Consider the following 26414-nt stretch of genomic DNA (forward strand, 5'->3'; position numbering starts at 1 on the left):
TCCTAAAAAACAGATAAATATAAAATAATGCCATTTATTAATTATGTCAACTATATTATGTTAATACTAATATTTAATAAAGCTTTACTCAGCCCGCCCACCCGCCCCAAATCTCTTGTAAAAAATTATTTTACATGTAATATATATGCAAATTTTTACTTGAATAAAGGATATATTTATGTCTGTTATAGGTTTATCTGGCAATATTCTATATGAAAACAATTCTATACCGAAAGCATTTATCAACCGCTCTTATGTAGATTCTGTTATAAGATCCCAAGGGGCACCATTCATTATGCCGATTACAGAAGATAAAGAAATTATAAAGAAAATGGTTGAAAATGTTGACGGCATAATAATGACAGGCGGAGTTGATGTTCACCCATTTAGATTCGATGAAGAACCTATAGAAAAAATAGGAACTATTTCAGCAGAGAGAGATGAATTCGATTTTACATTAATGAAATATGCAGTTGAAATGAATAAACCAATATTTGGTATATGTAGAGGAATACAGGTTATCAATGTTTATTTCGGAGGCACTTTAATACAGGATATACCAAGTCAAAGAAATAGTAATATACTTCATAGTCAAACTGCAGAATACCATACAGCTACACATAAAATTCAAATAGTAAAAGACAGTATAATTTATGATATGTTGGGGGAAACAGCTGAAGTAAATAGTTTTCATCATCAGGCAGTTGATAAATTAGCTAAAGATTTCAGAGTAACAGCTACTGCCAAAGATGGCATAATAGAAGCTATTGAATATAAGAAAAAAGATTCTTTTATTTTAGGAGTACAATGGCATCCTGAATTAATGAGCTCTAGAATAATAAAGATGCAAAATATATTTGATATGTTTGTAGAAGTTTGTAATTCAAGAAAGTAATTTCATATTATTCTATATGTAATCATAGCATTCATATCGAAATATAAAGTGGCAGGAAATTCCGGATGACCTAAGTACTGCCCTATTCTCAAATTTACTTCAGTATATATTCTATTTATGAATTCATATTGAAAATGAGCGTAAGCACCTATTGAATGCCATAATTGTTTGGTATTATTCATATAAGCAAGCATATAATTAATACCAACAGTTAATGGCATTAAATCAAAAAGAATCATAGAATCAAGTTTATATGATATATCATTCTGATCCCTAATTAAAAGTAAATCATAATCCAAATGATATTTTCCAAACATATTATAAGCATATTTGAAAGTAAGCCCCGCCTGCAAAATTAATCCTCTCCCTTCAAATAAAGATCTAAAAAGACTCACTTTAAATGTAGGTGTTATTTCAGCCTCAAACGATAAATTAGAAGTCTTAGGTGCATTGGCTATGCCATTAGTACCAAATTCATCTTGAGGACTATTAAAATTTACAAATCCCCTTTTGGCATATGAAAGATAATAATTAAGCATAGAAAATCTAGCATCTATATTAAAATATTCAGAAATAGAACTATTCACAAATATTGTAAGCCTATTCATTTCCGCACTAATATGATCGCTTATACCTAGATCTGTTTTTATGCCTTCCCAAATATATCCCGGAAATACATCAGAAATAAATCTGTAAAAAAGCATAATTTTTCCGCCGCCATCTAAATAGGGACTGAAGCGTCCGTTTAAATCTGCCCCTATATAAAGACCAGCCTGAAGATTAGTTTGAGCTGTTAAAGGCTTAATTATTATTAATGTATATATAATTGTAAAAATAAATAAAAATTTTATTAACTTCATTCAAAATATTCAAAAATTCAATATTATAGTTTTAGTATTATAACATTTTATAAAAATATGTATATACTAATAATATAACTATATTATTTAGTAAAAATAAAAAAGGAGCTAATTTTATAAAAAAGCCCCTTTTTATAGATATATACTAAAATAATAAATTAATTTTTTACAGGTGTTACAATAGTATCCTCAAAATCATTATCGCTGTAAGTTTCATCGTCATCATCAGAATAAGCTTCTTCAGCACTCATTAAAAGATTAGCTTCTTCATCTTCTTCAGCTTTCTTAGATTTTTTCTTTGAAGATGCAGCCTCATTATTTTCATCATCATTATTTTCTTTTACTGCTTCTTTAGCACCGCCATTTTTTTGTTCTTCTAAATATTCAGCAAGTTTCTCTTTTACCTTATCAGCTCCACCCATATTTAATGTTTCTCTAATCTGTATTTCAAGTTCCATACGCATTTTAGGATCTGATGCAAGTAATTCTCTTACCTTTTCCTTACCTTGTGCAATCTGCTCTCCATTATAATAGAACCAAGCACCACTTCTTGTAATTATTTTTGCTTCCATTGCTAAGTCTATCAAAAGTCCTTCAGATGATATACCCTTACCAAATATTATCTCTAAATTAACTACTTTAAATGGTGATGATAATTTATTTTTAACAACTTTTATTTTTACTTTATGTCCTATAGTATCATCGCCTTTTTTAATCCATTCAGTTCTTCTTATATCAAGTCTTACAGAAGAATAAAATTTCAAAGCCTTACCACCTGTAGTAGTTTCAGTAGGACCAGCACCATAACCAGTAGTTGCAATATTTTGTCTTAATTGGTTAATGAATATTACAGCAGTATTAGTATTACTTATTATAGCAGTGAGTTTTCTCAAAGCATGGCTCATAAGTCTAGCCTGTAAAGCAATATGAGCATCTCCTATATCTCCTGCAAGTTCAGCCTTTGAAACCAATGCAGCAACAGAGTCCACAACTACAATATCAAAAGCAGTAGAAGAAACGACTTTTTCTAATATCTCAAGAGCTTCTTCTCCGCTGTTTGGCTGAGAAATATATAAATTATCAATATCAACACCCAAAGCACTAGCATATACAGGATCAAGAGCATGTTCAGCATCTATAAAAGCAGCATAACCTCCAGCCTTTTGAGCTTCAGCTATGATATGCAAAGTTAATGTAGTTTTACCTGAAGCCTCATGACCATAAATCTCTATTATTCTTCCGCGAGGTATTCCGCCTACTCCCAAGGCATGGTCAAGTGTCAATGCTCCAGTAGAGATAACATCAACATTAACAGTTTTATTGCTTCCTAGTCTCATAAAAGAGCCGGGACCGTATTTTTTATTTATCTGATCGGTAATGGCTTCAATAGCTTCACTCTTACCATCTTTTTTTACTTCAGCAGTTTCTTTCTTTTTAGTAGCCATATTAAAAAATTCTCCTAAAAAACAATATAATAATACATTGTATAAAAATACATTGTTTTTGTCAAGATATTAACAAGTAAAAATATAAAAAAATAACAAAATAATTAAAATGGGATTTATAAAAGGAATTAATAAAAAAGCCCCTTATAACAGGAGAACTAGCACCCAGTTGGGTTGACTTACCGTTGCTTCCTTCCGAACCTGGCGGATTCATCATCAACTGCCGTAGAGCCCCGTTATAAGAGATGTAAAAAAATAAAAAGAACATATATACGGAAAGAGTGGGATTCGAACCCACGGTGCGGTTAAGCACACACGACTTCCAATCGTGCTCCTTCGACCAGCTCGGACATCTTTCCTAATATAGCAACGTGCCTGAGAAGATTTGAACTTCCAACCTTCAGAACCGCAATCTGATGCTCTATCCAATTGAGCTACAGGCACATAAGTTTTTAGTCTAACAATTATAACATAGTCTATATTTTTTTGCAAATATAAAATATACTTAATTATTATTTTTTATTGCTGCTATAATGATAATAATTAATAAAGCAATAATAAGTTAATAAAAAATCTCTAGAAACTTTACTAAATATATAGTCAGCTGCTAGAGATTTTTAAATTATATAACCTTATTTATTAATTAAATAAATCTTCTCCGAATTTCATACCCAATTGAATACCTAAATCAAATGAAGCCAAATTCCTGCTGTCAATTACTTTAACCCATTTATTAGCACTATCATAATAACCTTCTGTTCCTCTCAAATCTATACCAAAATCTGTTCCTATATAAGCACCCAATAAAAGAGCAACTTTTTCATGAACATAGAAAGAATAATCAAATGTAAGTTTAACATAAGTAATAACAGAATTTTTCATTACATTATTCATATTATTAATATCATAATTACTTTCTGTTTTTGTTGTTGTATTTCCTGAAGTAAGCTCCATTGAATGTGTTAAATACAAAGGAAGTTTTACTCCTATTCCTAAACCAAAAGCAAAATTTTGATAATGAAATTTAGGAAGTATACCTATAGAGAAATTTTCAAAAGTATAATATTCTTTTTTTGTATAATCTATATTATTTTCTTTATATGATCCGGATAATCCAAATGAATCATGAGAATATCCTAAATCTAATAATAAACTTATTCCTATATCTCCATCTGATACAGCATATCCACCATAAATATTTACTCCGGCATCAAAACCAACTGTACCGCTGTCTTTTTTATAATTCTTCTTATATTCTTCAGACACATTATTATCAAATCCAATATTATAGAAACCTAAACTCATACCTATAGGTACCATAAAACCAAATTGCCATCCGCTTGCTGCAAATGACATCTTAGCAAAGATAAAAATGATTGATAGTATAATAGTAATTCTCTTCATAAAATACTCCACAATATTAAAATAAAAATTATATTTCTGGCATATCTATTTTCTTAGCTTCATGCCATAATTTATCAAGATTATAATATTCTCTGCCTTCCTCAGTAAATATATGAACGACTAAAAATCCATAATCGCTCAAATACCAAACGCCTTCCGGATCATTGTCATTTTCTGCATAAGGAAGCACACCTTCTTCTTTTAAATCTTTATAAACAGCGTCGGAACCTGCTTTCATCTGAGGAGAAGAAGAAGCCGTAGCCAATATAAAAAAGTCTGAAAGGCTTGTTACATCTTCTAAATCTAATATAACAATATCTTCAAGTTTCTTATCGTATAAAGCTTTGGCTGCTTTTAAAGTTAATTCTTTAGCCTTCTCTTTATCTATAAATTTTTTCTTTCTTTTTTTAAGCTTTGTTTCTAAAACCTTATTTGCCTCATTATTCTTTAATTCTTTATTTTCATTGTTTTTATCATTGTGTAATTTCATAGTAATCATTCCCCAAAATTAATACTGCATTATTTAATACTCTTCTATCTGTCTTTGCATATACTCTTGTTACTCTGCCTTCATTAGCAACCATAAATGCCTTCTCAATTTGTCCGTCCCTTATAAGAACAACACTTTCATTGAGATTAGTACCAAAATTACCGTATTCTCCGGCAGCAAAACCTCTGTAACGCATTCTTATATTTATTCTATCGGCAAGCCCTCCAACTGTTGTAGCATTCAATACAGTCAAACTTACATCCTCATTATTCAATTCGCTTTTCTGTGTTTTAAGCTCAACATATAATGTTAAATCGTCCATCTGCTTAATAAAAGCACTTCCTTCAAATATAGGAGTCAAAATACCATTGTCATCTACTCTTGCATCAATATTTTCTATAACTAATGTTCTTTCATTACTATTTGCAAGTATATTCATAATGGCTTTAATATCAGGAGGTCTTAAATTGCTTTTAACTTTTGAAAATATAGCATTTCTCATATCTTTAGAATGTATAATATTTCTAAGCTGAGGACTTTGTATTAAAGCTATCATAGAATTAACTACAACATCTTCTAATCTATATAAAGTTTCTATGTCCTCATATCCTTTCATATTTAAATAATGAAGATATGATATTATCTTTTTTCCTGTAAACATCCATTCGCCTATATCAAATGACAGTTCGTATCCTTTCTCCTCATCTTTAAAATTAATAGGCTCTTCAACATACATTTTAACGCCGCCGATCAAATCTATGATATCAGATATTTGATTATTATCAATAGCTATTCTATAAGTTATTTTTTTATTCACCGAATTTTCTATTGCCCTAAAAACGGCATTCTCTCCTCCATTTTTATATAATTCTCTTATAACCTGAGGAGCAGAATCATTATTTTCCCATAATGCTATATTTCTAGGCAAACCTATTAAACCTATTCTATTATTCAAACTGGATATTATACCTACATAAGCACCATAAATATCATTATTATCATCTATAAATAAAACAGAAAAGTATAAAGGTTCATCATTCTTTTTAGCTATATCTAATTTACTTATAAAAAAGTAATAAAATATTATAACAATAAATGATACTGAAAATATTATAGAAAAAATAATCAGCATAACGGCTTTTTTATTAGCCTGACTTATTGTTTTTAAAGCTTTATCATTCAATTTTTTTCATTCTTATTATTCATCTATATATGATATATTATGTTAATTAAGTTGTCAAATATATTTTTACAAAAGAATCTATATAAAAATATTTATGTTAATTATTGAAATTGTTTTATTTTTTTAATATAATATACAATATATAAAGTTAATGGATTTTTATAATGAACTTTTTTAGAAAAATTATTTTTATTTTTGGAATATTACTGTCATTAATATCTATAAATGCATTAATGGCATGCAAAAATCCAAAAAAAGAAGAAGAAATAGACAAAGATTATTAAATATATGCTTTTTATAAAAAATAAATTTATATTATTAATAGCAATACTACTCTTTAGTATTAATGCCTACTCTATAACTATAACTATACTGCCATTTGAAAGTGTTGATGAAACTTGGGTGGAAGAATATAAAGCTGATGATGGAGTAGTAAGAGTACTTGAAGATTCATTAGTTAATACAAAAATGGTAAATGTTACTGACTATGATCTCCTAATATCATATTTTAGTTCTTATGATATTGTAGCATCATACAAAACTATGCAAACTAATTTGCAGTTGGCTTCCGACTTTATAAAAGAAACATTCAATTCTGATTATATTATAACAGGTGAAATATTAAACTTTAACTTAAAAAAAGGCGGTAAAGATACAGCTAATGTTGAGTTTAAAGTAAATCTTATAAATATAAATACATTAAGAACAGTAAAATCTTTTACTGACACTGGTACTTATACTCTACCTAATAATAGTCCTGTATATTCAGCAGAAGATGCTCTTTTTACAGAAACAGCATTAGGAGCGGCATCGGCAATAGCATTAAATAAAATAGCAAATAAAATAACAGAATATTTAGGAAATCCACCTTTAACAGGAATAGTAACTAGAATAGAAAATAATAAATTATATATAAACCTTGGAAAAAATAATAATATTAAAGTAGGAGATGAATTTAATATATATAAAGTAGATAAAGTTCTTAAGCTTCCAACTCCAGAAAATAATCCTACTAATAATATCAGCAATATACCCAAAATACCAGTTAATAATAATAATACTGAAAAGGGATATATATCTGTGAGAAGCAATCAGGAAGGAGATGTTTGGTATACAAGCGAAATGCTATATAAATACAGATTTTATAAAAATGAAGAAAAACTTGTGGCATCTGCTAAAGTCATAGAAATTTATGATTATTATGCCATATTAGAGTATAAATTAGATGCAAAAATAGAACCAATGATGATAGTGAAAATAAAAAATTAGGAGAATTATTGATGATATCTAAACAAAATGTTTTATATAATGAAATTGAAAAAGATGATTATTACATATACATAGATCAGAAAACTAATAAAGGAATATTTAGACCATATTATAAAGGAAGCTGCAATAGTTTTTTATATGATTTTAAATTGGATATATGCAGAACATTTCATAAAAATGCAAGATCATACTCTATAGTTGATATGTCATTAGACGGAACTAAAATTATGACTATTTCCGTTACAAGCAATGATTCTCAAAATAATGTATTTAAAATAATAGAAATAGGAACAAATAAGGTATTACTAGAAATAAACGACCTTTATGTATATGAAGCATTTTTCACAGGAAATCCAAGATATATATTAATTAGGGCAAGAGAAGTAAATATAATGAAAGTATTTGTATATGATGTACAAACTAAAAAAACTATGCATACGTTAAAAGAAAATATACTCATTGGAAACGGATGTTTTAATGAACAAAGAGTTATATTTACATATCCTTCTATAACAGAAAATAGAGTAATAAATTATTTGAATTTTAACACTTTAACTGAAACTAAGGAATTAATAGGATATTCTGAAATAAGAGTATCTAAAATTTTTGATGCCGCTAATAAAGAGTTACTTTTAGTAGATAATGATGAGTCAGTTTCTCTATACAGCAACAAAAAAATAATTTGGAAAATTCAATTTCTTTCATTCCTTAATCATTATATAGGCGGATTTTTCTATTTAAAAGAAGATAATAAGGTATATTTAGATACTCCTGCTATAATACAGGAAAAAATGTCTAATAATCAAATCGATGCTATGGTTCTATACAGAATAGATGCTTATTCCGGTAATATAGAAACTATACAATTACCAGCCAAAATAAAATATAAGAAATTTACTCATATGTTTGATTATAAATTAATAGATACTGCTGGAAACATATTTGATTTAAAGGATAGAACTGCATATTCATTTCCTTTAAATGTACATAGGTAGTATAACACTATTGATTTTTAAAGAAAAATTTATATAATAGTAATTATGTTAAGGAATATATTAATACTAATTTCAATCTTGATAATCGTTATATCATGTGATGAAACAGCAAACAAAGAAGTATGTAATGTCTGTAATGAAACAAAAACTCTTTCAGCAAAAGAATATCATGTATTAATTAATAAAGGTACAGAAATTCCTTTCACAGGAGATCTTTTAAATATAAAAGAGGACGGAATATACACATGCAAAATCTGCGATACGCCATTGTTTTATTCAGAAGCAAAATTTAATTCTGGAACAGGATGGCCTAGTTTTGATGATGCCATAAAAGAAAATATCAAATTAGTACCTGATGGAGACAGAATCGAAGTTGTATGTGCAAAATGCGGTGGACATATGGGACATGTATTTTATGGAGAAGGTTTTACAGAAAAAGAGACTAGATACTGCATTAATTCTGTTTCTTTAAATTTCGTTAATAAATTCACGAATGAAAATAATAATGAAAATTCTGAAAAATAAATAATATTTCAAGATAATAAAGAACAGCAAATCTAAAATTACGGAGTTTAATATATACTATGATAAAAAAATAATAATAACAATCTTATCTTTATTATCAATTATTTCATGCTCTGAAAAACTTAACAGCCAAAATATTAATGATAAAGGTAACAATATGAACAATAGTACAGCTATGCCTGAAAATGTAAAATATGCATATTTTTCTTCCGGATGTTTCTGGGGTACAGAATACTGGTTTGAAAAATCAAAAGGAGTTCTTTCAGTTGTAAGCGGATATGCAGGAGGACATAAAGTAAATCCTACATATCAGGAAGTATGCACAGGACTTACAGGACATTTAGAAACTGTAAGAGTTGCTTATGATCCTGAAAAAACTACTTATGAAGAATTGGTTAAACTTTTCTTTGAAACTCATGATTTTACTCAAAAAAACGGACAAGGTCCTGATATAGGATCGCAATATTTATCTGCTATTTTCTATCAAAATGATGAAGAAAAAGAAATAGCAGAAAAATATGTGAAAATGTTAAGAGAAAAAAATTATGATGTAGCTACAACTATAAGACCGTACAAAAACTTTTATGAGGCAGAAGATTATCATCAGAATTATTATGCTAAAAAAGGTTCTATGCCTTACTGCCATTTTTACACAAAAATATTTTAATAATGTTTAATTATTAGAAATAAAATAGGCTTTAAATATTAAAATTTAAAGCCTGTTTTTTTATTATTCTATTACTTACTACTTTTCAAAGTTATTATAACTACTTCAGGATAAGCAAATAATCTTAAAGGCATAAGCACTGCACCTATTCCGCAAGTAACATAAACTTTCATATTAGCATAATTCATAAGTCCGTAAACAGCAGGAAAAAGAGGATACTCTCTATTTTTATTTATTCCTTCCCATACCCACATAGGAAGAAAACTTATTTGAAGTCCATGTGTATGTCCTGAGAAAAAGAAATCTATAAACTTCATATATCCTCCATCTTTTGCTCTCTTCAAAGGTATATTAGGTTCATGAGATAATAGTATATGAAAATCTTCAGCTTTAACATTACTAGTAGCGATATCAAATTTAACATCATCAGTTAAAAAATCTCCTACTCCTCCAATAGATATATATTCTCCGCTTTCATTTGTTATGAATGAAATATTATTATCTATTACTTTAAATCCATTAGAGATCAAAGCATTAGAAATATCTTCAGTGCTTTCCCAATTATCATGATTTCCTAAAACTGCATATTTTCCATATTTAGCTTCTAAACCTTTTATACCATTATTAAATTTCTCAGTATTCTTTTTATCATAATGACTGAATTTATGAGGTGCACTATAAATATAATCACCCCCAAATAATATCATATCTGGTTTTTCATTCATTATTAAATCAGACATTCTTCTTACATGACTTTCAGGTATATAAAGCCCGGCATGCATATCTGCAGCTAAAGCCAATTTCATATTATCAAAACTTTTAGGCAAATCTTTAAACTCTAAAGTAATATATCTAACTCTCATTGAATGAGCTGTTTTATACATATATAGATGCATAGTAAATACGAATATAATCACTACTAAAAATATTATTTTATTTCTTTTTGATACTTTCTTTAAAAAATTCATTTTTAATCCTTAACCTCTATATATAATTATAATTAGATATTAAAAGAGATAGTACAAATGACAATAATACTATACATAAACTAAATAACACCAATTTAATACTAAATATCATAAATACAGATATTATTACAATAGATAATATTATAGCAATAACAAAAGACAAAGCATATAAACCATTTAATAATAAACTTTTATTCCAAGCATTTATATACTTTGATAATCTTCTGTGGAAAATAGATAATACAGATGAAGATAATAAAGCAAGTGAAAAAGCTAAAGTTATTATAAGCAAAATAGTAATATTTCTAATTGAGCTGGAATTTTGCATATAATATACTTTATCAGCGGAAACAATTTTCAAATCATTATTATTTATTATTTCACTTTTATTTAAAAGCGAATATATATCATCATTATTAGAAAAAACTATTATGCTTTCATTATAAGGAGATTTATCACCTTCTTTAAGATATATAAAACTATTCATAGCAGTTACATCTCCTATAATATCATAATTTTTATTCTTTAAATCATATATTCCGCTTACATAAAAATATCCTGTTTCAAGCCAGCCCCTTGATGCCTTTGCTATAAGTGATAAAGCATCCCCTATCTTCAAATTCAAATAATTAGCTAAATCCTTGCCTATTATAATTTCTCTTTTAGGACTTTCAAACATCTCTCCTTCTATAAGAATATTAGATACGCTCATTCCATTTTCTAATATATTCTTATCATAAGCATAAACCCTTGAATATATGCTTCCTGTTCTTATAACAACTCCAACAGGAAAAGTCAACACTGTTTCTATATCAGCGTACTCATCATAAGAACTAATTTCTTTAAATAATAAATTAGTTATACTATCATTAATATCATTACTAAAAGAATTATTTGTAGAGAAATCTATAGAACCATTGAATAAAAATGTATTTCTTGAAGTGTTATTCTTTACTATTCTAAAAATTTTTTCAGGTGATTCTTTATTAATATTTTCATTTGATTTATTTGCAAATACAAAAAATGATATATACAATACCAAAAATACTATTATATAAGTACATACAAGTCCGAATATGATTAATATATTCTTACTTTTTTTATACTCATCATCCTGTAAAAATACTTTCTCCCAAACCTGATATTTAACATTGGCTATAATAACTGATAATATATTTATAATAAAAAGAAGTGGATATATATAATCAAATTCTAATTCGCCCTTATACAATAATATAAAGAAATATATAATGAACGATATAGCAAAACCAGAAGCACTGTATAATAATTTTGATTTTAGTAAATCCCTATAGCTGTAAATAGTATATGAATTAATAAATATAAATACTGAAAGCAAAACAAATAAATATATTAATATTATATATATTTTGTATTTGGAATCATTTTCATTAGCTTTATAATCAGATCCTAAAATATCTTTTTTAGTATAAGCACCAAATCCATTTCCAAAAATTTGATTTATATCATTATCATAATCAAACAACTTATCATCGCTTATATTCTGCTTCACATATATTTCAGTGGCGGCATTTTCCAAACCTACAAAGTTATTTAAATTATTAATATCGATTAATGCATAATTGTAATTTAAGTTATCAGACACTTCTATTATAGTATATTCTTCAGCATTATAATGTCCTGTTTTGGTAATAAGTTTCAATATTATAGTATCATTAGTATTAACATCCAATACAGAAGCTATTGACTTGCTTATAATAATTGAATTATCAGGATTAAAATTTTCTAATGTACGATTATTTAAAATACCAAAAACTTCATCATCATTTTTTATATCAATACCATTTATAACAATCTCTTCCTCACCCAAATGAGATATTAAACTAGCTCTATATTTTAGTCTTGAGGCTATAGGACTTGACTTAAATATATCTCTTAATTTCTGTTCCTTATCAGAATAATCAAATATATAATAATCATCTAATATATAATCCCTTGATTCTTTATAAGTACTATTCATTATATTAATATTGCTTAAAGAAGTATCAGAATCATTTTTACCTAAATAATTTACAGAAAATAATGCAGTAAATGTAATTACTATAGATATTAAACAAATGAGTATATTAATTTTTTTCATAAATATCCTAAACAAAAAATAATCATAATAATATAAAAGAAGATTATATCTTAATAGCCATTTTTGTAAATAGTAAATATTATTTTTTGATAAGTAATTATAGGTTTAATGATAAACTAATGTATTTTTAAAATAAAAATGCTGACATATAAAAAATTATACGCCAGCATCATATAATCTAATTAGAATTTATTATTTTTGGAATAAAGGAGTTGTTTTATTAGTATCAAAACCTATAACTTTTGTAACTATTAAAAACATATTTGTAGTTCCTTCTTCCATACCAGGTCTTTCTTCTAAATAACCTTCAACTTTCAAATTAACTTTAGTAGGTTCAGCAAAATTAAATCCTGTATATTCTCTCTCTAAGTTAAGATATTCACCTTCCATAGCTACAGGATAGTTTTTCATTTCTGTGTAATTGCTGAAATTAGCAGAATCAGCATAGTAAACAAAATCACCTTCAAACACTTGAGTATTTGAACTTAATTGAGTTTCTGCTGCTGCATTATTATCTGCAGTATTTTGAGTGCTTTCTGTCTTATTAGAACAGGAAATAGCAAGCACAAAAATGATAAATAGTAAATAGATTCTTTTCATTTTTACCCTCTTTATTATATTATTTTGTTTTATGTAAAACAGAATAGTATGAAATTAGTAATAAATTTTTCTTAATTTTTTTATACATTTAAACAATTAATCTAATTTTCTCATTTGAGGGAAAAGAATAGTATCTCTAATGCTAGCAACATTCAAGAATAATATAGCCATTCTGTCAATACCTATTCCAAGTCCGCCTGTAGGAGGAAGTCCGTATTCCAAAGCATTGATATAGTCTAAGTCCATATCCATAGTTTCATCTTCACCGCGTGCTTTAGCTTTTAATTGTTCCTCAAAACGTTCTTTTTGGTCTATTGGGTCATTAAGCTCGCTGAATCCATTAGACATCTCCATTCCACCTATAAATAATTCGTATCTCTCTGTAATATCTGGATTATCAGGATAAGATTTTGAAAGAGGAGAAACTGCTTTAGGATAATTAATAACAAATGTAGGTTGTATCAATTTTTCTTCAACTTTTTCCTCAAATACTGCAACCATTACTTCCCATTTAGTAGGTTTAGTTTTTGAAGTATCTATTTCTACACCCACTGATTTAGCTTTTTCTAATGCCTCATCATCTGACTGTATAGCATTGAAATCAAGTCCTGAATGCTCTTTAACCAAATCAACCATAGGTACTCTTGCAAATGGAGGTTTGAAATTAATCTCATAATCTTTATACTGAGAAGTATATTTTCCATTTAATTTGAAACATACTTTTGAGAATACTTCTTCTACCAATTCCATAACTTTGTGGAAATTAGCATAAGCCATATATGCTTCCATCATAGTAAACTCAGGATTATGTCTTGTAGATATACCTTCATTACGGAAATTTCTATTAAGCTCAAATACTCTGTCGAAACCGCCTACAACCAATCTTTTCAAATAAAGTTCAGGTGCTATTCTCAAATATAATGTCATATCCAAAGTATTATGATGTGTGATGAAAGGTTTAGCCTTAGCTCCTCCAATCAAAGGATGCATCATAGGAGTTTCTACTTCCAAGAAGTTATTTTCTATCATTACTTCTCTTATAGCAGAAATCATTTTAGATCTTTTAATAAATGCTTCTTTAACATCATCATTCATTATCAAATCAACATATCTTTGTCTGTAGCGAAGTTCTGTATCTGTTAATCCATGGAATTTTTCAGGCAATGGATTAAGTGATTTAGTTAATAATTTTAATTCATTTGCATATATAGTAATTTCACCTGTTTTAGTTTTAAAAACGGTACCTTTTACGCCTACAATATCGCCTATATCTATTAATTTTTTGAATACTGTATTATAGAACTCATCACCTACTTTATCTTTTTGTATATAAGCCTGAATAGTACCTACAGCATCCTTTATAGTTAAAAATGAAGACTTACCCATTACTCTATAAAGCATAATTCTTCCGGCAACTGCAACTTCCGTTTCATTCTTCTCTAACTCTTCAAATTTCTCTGCTATATCCTTAGATTTATAAGTTACATCATAACTGTTTGGAAATGGGTTTATTCCCATACCTCTTAATGTGTTTAACTTTTCTCTTCTGTTTTCTTTTTCTGCATTTTTTTCTACACTAGTATTTTTTTCATTTTGTGTATTTTCAGAATTATTTTGATTTTCTGACATTAAATTATCCCTCTTAAATTATTTGTTATTTGTAATGAAATAACATGAAAAATATTGCTATAAATATATATTAAAAACAAAAAAATTCTATAAAAAATTAACATTATTAAATATAAATAAATTAAATATTCTATTCTTCTAAATAAGCATAAGTGAATTTATATCTTGATAAAGTATCGTATACCACATTTCTTAATTTAGGATTTATCAATATAGGTACGGTATCATAATATAAAGGTATAATCACATCATTATCAAATAATATCTTTTCAGCCTTATGCAAAGTATTCATTCTTTCAATTTCATTTGTCATAGACATAGAAGAAATAATCAAATTATCATATTCTTCATTGCTGAATGATGAATGATTTTGAGGACTATAACTTAAAAATAAACTCAAAAATGTCATAGGATCAGTATAATCAGCTGTCCATCCGCCCCTTGCTACAACATAATTTTTATCAGCAAAGAATGTTTGTAAGAATACTGCTAATTCCTCCTGATCTATTGTACTGTCAATATTTAAAGTTTCCTTCCACATATGCTGTACAGCTTCAAAAATTTGAGATGATGCAGTCGAATCTGATAAGAAAGTTATAACAGGAAAATTGCTGCCATTTGGATATCCTGCTTCTGCCATTAATCTTCTAGCTTCATATAAATTTGTATCATAATTCTCAGGCTTAACGCTTATATAATCTCCTCCTATTTCTCTAAAATCGCCTTCAGAATAAGGAATTCCAAAAGGAACAAGAGAACCTGCAGGAAGACCTGATTTAACAACATTATTAACTAGATAATTTCTATCTATAACAAGAGATAAAGCCTTTCTCACCCTATCATCTTTCAATATTTCATTAGTAATATTTAAAGCATAATAAACTACTCCAAGCTTATTAATATATCTAAGAAATCCTTCATCTCTTAATTTATCTATATCATTATTCTGTATTATAGTTGAAAAATGTAATGAACCTTCTTTTATAGCTGCTTCTGAAGCTGTAGGATTATTCATAATAATAAAAGTTATTTTTTCAGGACCAAGATTCCAATAATCCCAATAATTAGCATTTCTTACCATTACTATTTTATCATCTATATTTCTTTCAATCATCATATAAGGACCATTACCTATATAACTTTCAGGATTCATAGTCCAAGTATCTCCATATTTTTCAATAATATCCTTTCTCACAGGATAAAAAGTAGAAAGGGCTGTTAACTCCAAAAAATAAGGCAAAGGTTTTTCTAATGTAACTTCAAAAGTATAATTATTAATGGCTTTTACACCTAAAGAATCGGAATTCAATTTTCCTAATATGATATCTTTAGCATTCTTTACAGGTTCTAATTGCAAACTTCCTCCGCTTGCTGTATTTTTATCTAAAACTCTTCTCCAAGAATATACAAAATCTTCAGCAGTTACATCAACACCGTCAGACCATTTTGCATTAGTTCTCAAATGAAATGTATAAACTAGTCCGTCTTCACTTATGTCCCATCTTTCAGCGGCAGCTCCTATTAATTTTCCTTCTTTATCTTTAGACAAAAGTCCCTCGAAAGTATGGATTATATAAGTTGAATCTGCTATAGATATATTTAATGCCGGATCTATTGTTTTAGGTTCAGAACCTACATTTATAAATAATTCATGAGATTTATTATTTTCTGAAGAGCATGAAATAAATATAATGCTAACAAATAAAAATAAAAAATAAATAATTTTTTTCATAAAGAAAAACCTACCCTAAATATTTAATTTCATTAAGTAATATTATCTTAAATAAATATAAAATTCAATTAATAAAAACCTAAACTTATAAAGTCTAGTAAAGAAATTTAATATATACTTGTAATTTTTATAATTTTTTCAAACTACTATTTGATAAAAAATAAAAATATATTATTATTGCTATATGAACAATAAATTAAAAATTATAAAATATAAAGCTATACTATTTTTCATAGGACTGATATTTTTATCGGCATCATTTATTATAATTTATCTTCATTTTAGATTTAATAATGAAAATATAATTAAAATAAATGCTAATATAGAAAGTATTGAGCATTATGAATATGGTATTATAAAAAAACAAAAATTTGCAAATGTAATTTATAGTTTCACTTATGAAGGAAAAAAATAATACTTACAAACTCATATTTAGAAAATTCAGACAATAATATCTCTGTAAATTCAAAAACGGAAATACTGTATGATAAAACAAATAACACTATAGTAACCAAGCCAAAAATATATACATTAGTTATAGCATTCATATTTATAATATTAGCAATGGCTGTAATAGTATTTGCATTTAAATTAAAACAAAATAATATATATGTATCACCTAAACTAGATAAGTAAAAATATAGGTTTATTCTATAATAATATAATTAGTTAATATAAAATTCATAATCCTTTGATTTAGAGCATGATTTTCTCAAAGCAAAATGTACTATAATTAACATAATCTTATTAATATACTTAGCTGATGAATTGCATATTGAAACGCATCTCATACAGGATATACATTTATTTTTATCAATTATTTTAGGATTATTAATATCTATTGCCTGAACTGGGCATTTCTTAGCACATAATTTACAATCATTGCATTTATTTGTAGTTTTTGGCACTAATGATACTTTACTTATTTGTCTATATGGACGATTGCCTTTTAATTTATGTTCATCTAAAACTTCAGAAGCATTTATTATGTTACCTGCAAATTCTTTGAGTTTGGCTATATCATTTTCATCTGGTCTATTAGAAGCGTATTTATAAGCTATAGAATGTTTTGCAATTGCAGCTATAGCAGAAGTAACTTTGAAATTTAACTCTTTCGCTATGTCATAAAGTTCAATTAAAGTATCTTCATAATCTCTATTACCATAAACAGATACAATAACTGTATTAGCCCCATTACCTTTTATTTGAGATATACGCTTTGATGCTATTTCTGGAACTCTGCCTGCATAAGACGGTACTGCAATAACAGCAATATCATCTTGAGATATTTTTACGCTTGAGAAATCCATACTATAATCAGTTAAATCAATTTTTTCTATACTACTGTTAGTTTTTTGGCTTATTTCTGAAGCAATTGCATCTGCAACCTTTTTTGTTCCGCCTGTTGGACTGAAAATAATTTCATATATCTTCATATAAAACTCCAAATATAATTTAATTATAATTAACTTTCTAAATTTATAAATATTATCTTTAATTAAAAAGATTGTAACATATATTATTACAACTATAATAACATATTTTATTGTAATGTCAATAATTACAACTAATTTTTTAAAACGCTATTTTTTAAATAGTAGGATGTTTTATATAAATAAAATAATTTTTATTTTATTAATTTTTTAGAATAATATACTTAAAATTTTTAATTTTTTATATTTTGTAAATGTACTATCAACTTTTTCCCACAGCTACACTCTCAAAGTTGATGCCGTATGCATAGCGTGTGCAAGAAAAAAATAGATAACATTTATATAAAGTGAATCAGTTGACAAAGTTAAAAATTTTTAGTATATACCTAAACAAATATATTTTGTCAAATTTGAATTATTTACGAATGTAATTTTTATTTATTAATAGCATAAAATATTATTAAGTTTTGTTTGAAATGTGAAGTAAAACCAAGATTTGTGTCAAAATGCAGTCCTTTTGCTTCTTTGGGTCACCAAAAGAAGTAGGGGTTCGGGGACTAGTCCCCGAAAATAATAACAATATAAAAACTAATTTTGACAAACTTAAAAATTTTTGGTATATACCTAAACAAATATATTTTGTCAAAAATAATTTTTTTAATTTAAAATATTTGCAGGGCTTTGCTGCGAAGCACACATTCGTGCCAAACCCCACTTCTTTTGCGACCGAAGAGAGTGCCTTTAGCGTGCGTAGGGAAAAAGAACAATAAAAAAACAGCTGAGAACTTCATCATCAGTTATCAGCTGTTTATTATTGCTAGTGATAAACTCGCTTTAAACTAGCTGATAACTAAAGTTATCAGCTGCTCGTTTATCACTTTAAAATATTATTTATATTATTTTTCTAAAGCTAATATATATTATTACCAATAAAAATTGTTCGCTTTTAGGCTCTGTAAGCTAAAGCTAATAGACGCTCACAATTTTTATATTTAAAATTATTATTTATCTAAAGCGACAATATCATCATAGCCTTTTTCTCTGGCTATATCAAAAACGGTCTTCTTTTCCTTATTTACAACTGTAGTGTCTGCTCCATTCTCTATTAAAAGTTTAACAAGCTCTGTTTTTCCATTGTCAATAGCCTGAAGCAGTAAAGGATAACCATCTTCTGAAGGTATAGGAGTATTTACATCGGCACCTTGCTCTATTAAATACTTTGCCATTTCTGTATCACTATTATAAAGAGTACTAGCCAATAATGAAATATTTACATTTGGATAGTATTCTTTAAGTTCATATTTCATAGCAGGATCAATGCCTTTTGAAACTAAATATTTTACTATATCCAAACAGCCTGCATTAACAGCATAACGAATTAAAGGATAGCCATAACTATCAACATAATTTATATCAGCTCCATATTCAGCAAGCATTTTAAATTTTTCTAAATCACATTTTGATTCGTCAACTCCAATTGTGTCAAGTAATATAGGAACAGGTTCTTCCCAGCCATACTCAAGATCTACTTCAGCACCTGCATCTAATAATTCTTTCATTATTTTTAAACTATTTTCATTTGTAGACATTACTGCTGAATGTAAAGCATCAATATTTCCATCTCCTATAAAATTAACATCTGCCCCTCTTTTTATAAACTCTTTTACAAGTTCTAAATATCCTTTTGCAGAAGCTGTTTTTAATGGACTATCATTATCAAGATAAGTCTGATCAACATTAACACCGTAAGAAAGTAATTCTGTAACCATTTTTTTATCACCGTATTGTAATGCCATTATTAAACTTCTTTCTCCATGTTTTTCTTCCCAGCTTTTTAAAGACTCTGCATCCTTTACATTTTTAAGATCATTAAAAGCCTCCAAATCCCATCCTGGTACTTCAATACCTGATTCGCTAATTTCTGCAGTATCAGTATTAATTTCCTCAGTATTATTATCTTCAACATATTCATCATTATTAGATGTTTCTGTATTATTGGAATTAATTGCGTTAGTATCTGTAGTTACTTCTGTATTATCAGTTTTTTTAGAATTACAGCTTATTATACTGATTAATATTAAAGCAGTTATAATTAATTTTTTCATTTAATTACCCCTTAATTATTATTTTTTATTATCATATCACAACTAAATATAAAAGTAAAGAAAACATTAATTTCTTATTGCTGCTAGCGATAAACTTACTATTATATACTGAAAATTTTTAACTTTGTCATTTTTTTATTCAACTTTTTCCCGCCGCAAAAAGTTGCAAAAAGTGCAAGTATAAAATTAATACTAAATCATACTAAAATTGTCTTATATGTAAAATAATTTATTACATTTAAGTTCAAATATAGCCTTTCGCGAAGCGTATCCGAGCTTGTCGAGGATATAGCTTCTTTGTGGCAACAAAAGAAGTGGGGTATGGGGCAAAGCCCCAGATATAAAACAAAAATATAAATTTATTTTTGACAAAGTATAGTTGTTTAGGTATATACTAAAAATTTTTAAGTTTGTCAATTTTTTGTTGTTCTTTTTCCCGCCGCATACGCTCTACGGACTTCGTCAAAGAACCATACGAAGTACGCCTGCGGCGAAAGTGCAAGTATAAAAGCCGTTAATAAAAAAACAGCTGACAATTAAATCTGCCAGCTGATAATTTATCACTTTAAAATATTATTTTTATTATTTCTCTAAAGCTGCAATCTCATCATAGCCTTGTTCTTTAGCTAAATCAAAAATTGTTTTTCCGTCTTTATCAACAACAGAAGTATCTGCACCTTTCTCTATCAAAAGTTTAAGAAGTTCAATATTTTCAACTCTAAGAGCAACAAATATTAAAGGTAAACCAGAAACACTATCAGTTTGAGTATTAATATCAGCACCTTGTTCTATTAAATATTCTGCTATTTCTGTAGTTTTATTTCTTACTGCAGCATTAAGTAATGAATAACTTTTACCGGAATATAATGAATAAACATTGGTATATGTCATAGCAGAGTCAACACCTTGAGAAACTAAATATTTTACTATATCAATACATCCTTGAGAAATAGCAACAGCAATTACGGGGCCATACTCAAAATTTGAATAATTTATATCTGCTCCATGTTCTGTAAGTAGTTTAACTTTTTCTAAATTGCATCTTCCTATTATAGCAACATTTAATATATTTCTAGTACCATAAATAATATCTGTATCTGCTCCTGCATTTAATAATTCCTTTACTACTTCAAAATGATAATTTTTTTCAGACTCTACTGCATAATATAAAGCATCTATATCTCCTCCTTCTTCTTCTCTAAAATTAACATCAGCCCCTTTTTTGATAAGTTTTTTTACAAGTTTCAAATATCCCATTTTTGAAGCTAATTCTAAAGGAGTCCTACTATCATTATCATCTTTCATATTTACATCAGCACCATAAGATATTAATTCAATAGCCTTTTCTTCTGTAGGAAATTTATCAATAGCAAATACTAAAGAAGATTTACTAGGATTTTTTGACTGCCAATCATTGAAAGAATTTTTATCTTTTATAGAATCAATTTCATTAAATAATTTTTTTTCCTCTTCTAACATTGTAGTTTTATATATACTCCACATATCATTAGAAGCATATCCCTGATAGATTTTTTCATCATCATTATTAGATATTTTATTCTTAGATATTTCTGTATTATTGTTATTAACAGCATTAGTATCTGCAGTTGCTTCTGTATTATCAGTTTTTTTAGAATTACAGCTTATTATACCGATTAACATTAAAGCTGTTATAATTATTTTTTTCATTTAATTCCCCTTATATTATAATAATTTATTTTTTCTTTTTATAATATTTGCTTACTATGTTAATCATTTTTTTATCCTGAATAGCCTCAGCATATTCTAAAACATTGTAGCTTTCTTTTATACTTCTGCCATAGTCATTATCAGGTTTCATTTTTATATTTAAATCAACACCATTTTTAAATAAATATTCAGCAACTTCATAATTATGTTGGTCTATAGCATGAAATATCGCAGTATAGTTTATATCATTAGGATAATAGTTCACATCAGCACCATTTTCAACCAATGCCTTAACTATTTCTAAATTACCCTCACCTGCAGCAATTGCTATAGGAGGATAATAATCTAAAAATTTTGTATCTAAATCGGCACCATTATCTTTTAAGAGTTTTACCACTTTAGGAGTAGATGCCGCAAGTATAGTAGCAGGAGCAACTCCGCCATCATTTGTAGCATTTACATTGGCACCATTTTCTATTAAAAGTTTTGAAGCTTCATAAGGATTTTTTCCTGTAACAGCCCAAAGTAATGGAGTGTCCCCATTTTCATCAGCTTTTCCATTAACATCTATTCCATTATCTATTAAATATTTCATTATATTGATATTGCCTTTTTCAGAAGCATAAATAAGTGCAGATGCTCCCCATGATGATTTTTCATTTATATCTGCATTATTTTCTACTAATAGATTAAACATTTCTTCATTGCCGTTTTCGCATGCAAGTATAATCATATTTTCACCATCTTTATTTTTTATATTTATATCAGAGTCATGTTCTATTAATAATTTTGCCATCTCTATATTATCAGTTCTTACAGCTTCCATTAAAGCATTAAATCCATCGTCTGTTCTTAAATTAATCAAAGCCCCATTATCAATCAAAGCTTTTGCTATATCATAATGCCCGTATGATGAAGCTATCATTAAAGGGGTAGAATTAGTATAGTGTGTAACATCGCCTATAGTAAGCTGATCTTTTGAAGCAGCATTTATACCGCCATCATTTATCAATTCAATCATTTCAGCAACGCCTGTTTTCTTTTTATTTTTTTCTAATAGTTTTAATAATTCTTCGCTAGGCATTATTATTTCATTTGTAGTTACTGTATTTTTTAATTTATAATTATTACCGTCATTAAAAGTGTTATTATTTTTTGTTTCTTCTTTTATCTCTTCATTTTCAGTATATTCATCAGTTTCTTTATCAGGATCTATTAATGTATTATCTTCATTATTTAATTCATCATTATTGCTTTCACTACTAGCATATAAAGCTATTGCAGTCATTATAGTTATTATAAAGATAATAATAATTTTGTTTTTCATAATTTCAACCTTAAATAGCATATTTTATTTTATGATACCATAAATGAATATAAAAGTAAATAAAATACTAATTACCATTATACCGTATATAAAAAATCAATTAAAAATATACTATTGATAAAATATAACATTATAATGTGTACTTAAATTTGTTAAGTTTATCGATTTTTTGTTGTTCTTTTTCCCGCCGCACGTCTACCTAAAGGTACTCCCTTCGGTCGCAGGCGGGCTTCGCCAAGAACCATACGCAGTACGCCTGCGGCGAAAGTGCAAGTATAAAAGCTGTTAATAAAAAAAGCTGACAACTAAAGTTATCAGCTGCTCGATTTTTTTATTATTGCTATGCTCGCCACCTGTAAGAGTGCCTACTTGGTTGGCTCGCTTTTTATTTATTTTCTAACTCTAATATATCATCATAGCCTTTTTCTCTAGCTATATCAAATACTGTCTTCTTTTCCTTATTTACAACTGTAGTGTCTGCTCCATTCTCTATTAAAAGTTTTACGAGTGATGTATTTCCATTTTCAATAGCAGTCAATATTAAATTTACAGCTTCTTTGCTATCATCTTTATCATTTGAAGTCATATCATTTTCCATATAATTATCAATAATAGCTTTAGTATTTACATCAGCACCTTTATCTATTAAATATTCTGCTATTTTTGTATCATTATTATTAACTGTAGCAGCTAATAAAGAAAATGGTATATTTCTATAATCTGTATATTTCATTGTAGGATCAATTCCTTTTTCAACTAAATATTTCACTATATCAAAACGTTCGCGTCTAATAGCATCAACAATAAAAGGCTCCCCTCTATCATTAACTTTGTCTATATTAGCACCATTTTCTACAAGTGTTTTAAATATTTCAAAATTATTATAATATAAACTTCTGTCTAATATAGTAAAATTGCCTTCCTCGGGATCTGAATAAACAATATTGGGATTTGCTCCAGAATTTAATAGAACTTTAACTAATTCTAAACTATTATTAGCATTAACAGCATAAAATAAAGAATCCGCAGATATATTACCTCTTGAATCTAATTCTCTTGCATTAACATCAGCATTATGATTTATAAGTTCTATAGCTAGTTTTACATATCCGTTAATTGAGGCATTCATTAAAGGAGTAAGCCCCATAAAATCTTTTTGATTGACATCAGCACCATAAGATATTAATTCAATGGCTTTTTCTTCTGTAGGATAATAATCAATAGCAAACTTTATAGGTGTTTGATCTGTATATTTTGACTGCCATTCATCTAAAGAGGCTTTATCTTTTATAAGATTAAAATCTGCAATAGCTTGTGAATATTTTTCAGCTGATGAAGCACTATAATAAATATTAGTGGCATATCCTTCATACTCTTTTGTATTGCTTTCTAGTGTATTGGTATTAATTACAGAAATTAATTTAGTATCGGTTTCTACATTATTTGTATTAACGGCATTAGTATTTGCAGTTACTTCTGCATTATCGTTTTTTTTAGAATTACAGCTTATTATACTGATTAATATTAAAGCCATTATAATTATTTTTTTCATAAACACTCCTTAATCATTATTGTTTGCTATAATATCATAAGTAAATATAAAAGTAAAGAAAACATTAATTACCACTATATCGTATATAACAAATCAATTAAAAATATGTTGTTAATAAAAAAAGCTGACAATTAAATCTACCAGCTTCTCAATTTTTTATTTATTGTTGTTATGCTCGAAAAAGCCTATAAGACCCTCGATAATGAATTATCGAGGCGGCTTTTTCTCACTTTATTATTTATTTTATGTAATTCGGTCGGCTCGCTTTTTATTTATTTTATGTAATTCGGTCGGCTCGCTTTTTATTTATTTTATGTAATTCGGTCGGCTCGCTTTTTATTTATTTTCTAACTCTAATATATCATCATAGCCTTTTTCTCTAGCTATATCAAATACTGTCTTCTTTTCCTTATTTACAACTGTAGTGTCTGCTCCTTTCTCTATTAAAAGCTTAACAAGCTCTGTTTTTCCATTATCAATAGCCTGAAGCAGTAAAGGATAACCATCTTCTGAAGGTGTAGGAGTATTTACATCGGCACCTTGCTCTATTAAATACTTTGCCATTTCTGTATCACTATTATAAAGAGTTCCAGCCAATAATGAAATATTTACATTTGGATAGTATTCTTCAAGTTCATATTTCATAGCAGGATCAATGCCTTTTTCAACTAAATATTTTACTATATCTAAACAGCCTGCATTAACAGCATAATGAATTAAAGGATAGCCATAATTATCAACATAATTTATATCAGCTCCATATTCGGCAAGCATTTTAAATTTATCTAAATAACATCTTGATTCTCCAACATATCCAATTGCTTCAAATAATATAGGGGTAATTTCTTCATAGCCGTACCCTACATCTACTTCAGCACCTGCATCCAATAATTCTTTCATTATTTTTAAACTATTTTCATTTGTAGACATTACTGCTGAAAACAAAGCATCAAACCCTCCTTCAGATTTATCATTAACATCTGCCCCTCTTTTTATAAACTCTTTTACAAGTTCTAAATCTCCCTTTGCAGAAGCTATTTTTAATGGACTATTAATATCATAATTCTGATTAACATTAGCACCGTAAGAAAGTAATTCCATAACCATTTTTTTATCACCGTATTGTAATGCCATTATTAAACTTCTTTCTCCATTTTTCTCTTCCCAGCTTTTTAAAGACTCTGCATCTTTTACATTTTTTAGCTCATTAAAAGCCTCCAAATCCCATTCTGATATTTCAATACCTGATTCACTAATTTCTGCAGTATCAGTATTAATTTCCTCAGTATTATTATCTTCAACATATTCATCATTATTAGATATCTCTGCATTATTGGTATTAATTGTGTTAGTATCTGTGGTTACTTCTGTATTATCAGTTTTTTTAGAATTACAGCTTATTATACTGATTAATATTAAAGCCATTATAATTATTTTTTTCATAAAACACTCCTTAATCATTATTGTTTGCTATAATATCACAACTAAATATAAAAGTAAAGAAAATACTAATTTCTTATTGCTGCT

At 27.5% G+C, this 26414-nt stretch carries 22 protein-coding genes, 2 tRNA genes and 1 other RNA gene; 6 read left to right on the plus strand and 19 right to left on the minus strand.

The window, feature by feature from the left end:
• The first annotated feature begins 178 nt into the window (after positions 1–178).
• Positions 179–895 carry a gamma-glutamyl-gamma-aminobutyrate hydrolase family protein gene (locus BINT_RS10505; RefSeq protein ID WP_014488557.1) on the plus strand — a complete coding sequence of 239 codons (717 nt, stop codon included), beginning with the start codon at positions 179–181 and terminating at the stop codon, positions 893–895.
• A 2-nt stretch (positions 896–897) separates the two neighbouring features.
• On the opposite strand, the gene BINT_RS10510 is transcribed toward BINT_RS10505, so the two are convergent.
• The 8 genes from BINT_RS10510 to BINT_RS10540 all read right to left on the minus strand — a co-directional run bounded on the left by BINT_RS10510 (position 898) and on the right by BINT_RS10540 (position 6226).
• Positions 898–1755 carry a hypothetical protein gene (locus tag BINT_RS10510; protein WP_014488558.1) on the minus strand — a complete coding sequence of 286 codons (858 nt, stop codon included), beginning with the start codon at positions 1753–1755 and terminating at the stop codon, positions 898–900.
• Positions 1756–1913: 158 nt separating this feature from the next.
• A complete protein-coding gene (gene recA, locus BINT_RS10515) occupies positions 1914–3200 on the minus strand; it encodes a recombinase RecA (RefSeq protein ID WP_014488559.1) in 1287 nt (428 codons plus the stop codon).
• 144 nt (positions 3201–3344) lie between these two features.
• Positions 3345–3439, minus strand: an RNA gene (gene ffs, locus BINT_RS14570) — signal recognition particle sRNA small type.
• Between the two features lie 34 nt (positions 3440–3473).
• Positions 3474–3559 (minus strand) — tRNA-Ser (locus tag BINT_RS10520).
• Between the two features lie 11 nt (positions 3560–3570).
• Positions 3571–3644: transfer RNA gene (locus tag BINT_RS10525), tRNA-Arg, on the minus strand.
• A gap of 195 nt (positions 3645–3839) precedes the next feature.
• Positions 3840–4604 carry a hypothetical protein gene (locus BINT_RS10530; RefSeq protein WP_041177408.1) on the minus strand — a complete coding sequence of 255 codons (765 nt, stop codon included), beginning with the start codon at positions 4602–4604 and terminating at the stop codon, positions 3840–3842.
• A gap of 28 nt (positions 4605–4632) precedes the next feature.
• On the minus strand, positions 4633–5094 hold the full coding sequence (gene rsfS, locus BINT_RS10535; RefSeq protein ID WP_014488561.1) for a ribosome silencing factor: 462 nt from the start codon (positions 5092–5094) through the stop codon (positions 4633–4635).
• Positions 5078–6226 carry an LCP family protein gene (locus BINT_RS10540; RefSeq protein WP_407636878.1) on the minus strand — a complete coding sequence of 383 codons (1149 nt, stop codon included), beginning with the start codon at positions 6224–6226 and terminating at the stop codon, positions 5078–5080. Before BINT_RS10540 ends, rsfS begins: the two co-directional genes overlap by 17 nt.
• 339 nt (positions 6227–6565) lie before the next feature.
• Between BINT_RS10540 and BINT_RS10545 the strand changes: the two genes are divergently transcribed.
• The 4 genes from BINT_RS10545 to msrA all read left to right on the plus strand — a co-directional run bounded on the left by BINT_RS10545 (position 6566) and on the right by msrA (position 9733).
• Entirely contained in the window at positions 6566–7546 is a 981-nt protein-coding gene (locus BINT_RS10545) for a hypothetical protein (RefSeq protein ID WP_014488564.1), read from the plus strand.
• Positions 7547–7557: 11 nt separating this feature from the next.
• On the plus strand, positions 7558–8541 hold the full coding sequence (locus BINT_RS10550) for a hypothetical protein (protein WP_014488565.1): 984 nt from the start codon (positions 7558–7560) through the stop codon (positions 8539–8541).
• A gap of 45 nt (positions 8542–8586) precedes the next feature.
• Complete coding sequence (msrB, locus tag BINT_RS10555) at positions 8587–9066, plus strand: peptide-methionine (R)-S-oxide reductase MsrB (RefSeq protein ID WP_041177409.1); 480 nt, start codon at positions 8587–8589, stop codon at positions 9064–9066.
• Between the two features lie 157 nt (positions 9067–9223).
• Positions 9224–9733 carry a peptide-methionine (S)-S-oxide reductase MsrA gene (gene msrA / locus BINT_RS10560; RefSeq protein ID WP_014488567.1) on the plus strand — a complete coding sequence of 170 codons (510 nt, stop codon included), beginning with the start codon at positions 9224–9226 and terminating at the stop codon, positions 9731–9733.
• 71 nt (positions 9734–9804) lie between these two features.
• Here msrA and BINT_RS10565 read toward each other — a convergent pair whose 3' ends face one another.
• The 5 genes from BINT_RS10565 to BINT_RS10585 form a co-directional block, all read right to left on the minus strand.
• Positions 9805–10701 (minus strand): metallophosphoesterase, encoded by an 897-nt coding sequence (locus BINT_RS10565; protein ID WP_014488568.1) that lies wholly within the window; start codon positions 10699–10701, stop codon positions 9805–9807.
• A gap of 16 nt (positions 10702–10717) precedes the next feature.
• Positions 10718–12820, minus strand: coding sequence for an ABC transporter permease family protein (locus BINT_RS10570; RefSeq protein ID WP_014488569.1), 2103 nt, complete (start codon positions 12818–12820; stop codon positions 10718–10720).
• Between the two features lie 192 nt (positions 12821–13012).
• Positions 13013–13420 carry a copper homeostasis protein gene (locus BINT_RS10575; RefSeq protein ID WP_041177411.1) on the minus strand — a complete coding sequence of 136 codons (408 nt, stop codon included), beginning with the start codon at positions 13418–13420 and terminating at the stop codon, positions 13013–13015.
• 96 nt (positions 13421–13516) lie between these two features.
• Positions 13517–15049 (minus strand): lysine--tRNA ligase, encoded by a 1533-nt coding sequence (gene lysS, locus BINT_RS10580; protein ID WP_014488571.1) that lies wholly within the window; start codon positions 15047–15049, stop codon positions 13517–13519.
• A 130-nt stretch (positions 15050–15179) separates the two neighbouring features.
• Positions 15180–16781, minus strand: coding sequence for a peptide ABC transporter substrate-binding protein (locus tag BINT_RS10585; protein WP_014488572.1), 1602 nt, complete (start codon positions 16779–16781; stop codon positions 15180–15182).
• 184 nt (positions 16782–16965) lie between these two features.
• Here BINT_RS10585 and BINT_RS15160 point away from each other — a divergent pair, with 184 nt between their 5' ends.
• Positions 16966–17196, plus strand: a complete 231-nt coding sequence (locus BINT_RS15160) for a hypothetical protein (protein ID WP_014488573.1) — start codon at positions 16966–16968, stop codon at positions 17194–17196.
• 250 nt (positions 17197–17446) lie between these two features.
• Here the strand turns inward: BINT_RS15160 and BINT_RS10595 are convergent, their stop codons facing one another.
• From BINT_RS10595 to BINT_RS10625, 6 genes are all read right to left on the minus strand, one after another.
• Positions 17447–18217 (minus strand): 4Fe-4S binding protein, encoded by a 771-nt coding sequence (locus BINT_RS10595; protein WP_014488574.1) that lies wholly within the window; start codon positions 18215–18217, stop codon positions 17447–17449.
• A 998-nt stretch (positions 18218–19215) separates the two neighbouring features.
• Positions 19216–20319: an ankyrin repeat domain-containing protein gene (locus BINT_RS10605; RefSeq protein ID WP_014488575.1), complete on the minus strand. Its 1104-nt coding sequence runs from the start codon at positions 20317–20319 to the stop codon at positions 19216–19218.
• 582 nt (positions 20320–20901) lie between these two features.
• A complete protein-coding gene (locus BINT_RS10610; protein WP_014488576.1) occupies positions 20902–22008 on the minus strand; it encodes an ankyrin repeat domain-containing protein in 1107 nt (368 codons plus the stop codon).
• 25 nt (positions 22009–22033) lie between these two features.
• The gene (locus BINT_RS10615; protein WP_148258792.1) at positions 22034–23335 is read right to left on the minus strand and encodes an ankyrin repeat domain-containing protein; all 1302 of its coding nucleotides are present in this window, start codon (positions 23333–23335) and stop codon (positions 22034–22036) included.
• A 385-nt stretch (positions 23336–23720) separates the two neighbouring features.
• A complete protein-coding gene (locus tag BINT_RS10620; protein ID WP_041177413.1) occupies positions 23721–24887 on the minus strand; it encodes an ankyrin repeat domain-containing protein in 1167 nt (388 codons plus the stop codon).
• 336 nt (positions 24888–25223) lie between these two features.
• Positions 25224–26330 (minus strand): ankyrin repeat domain-containing protein, encoded by a 1107-nt coding sequence (locus BINT_RS10625; protein WP_014488579.1) that lies wholly within the window; start codon positions 26328–26330, stop codon positions 25224–25226.
• Positions 26331–26414: the final 84 nt, after the last annotated feature.

It is taken from the genome of Brachyspira intermedia PWS/A (assembly GCF_000223215.1).
Lineage (GTDB): Bacteria > Spirochaetota > Brachyspiria > Brachyspirales > Brachyspiraceae > Brachyspira > Brachyspira intermedia.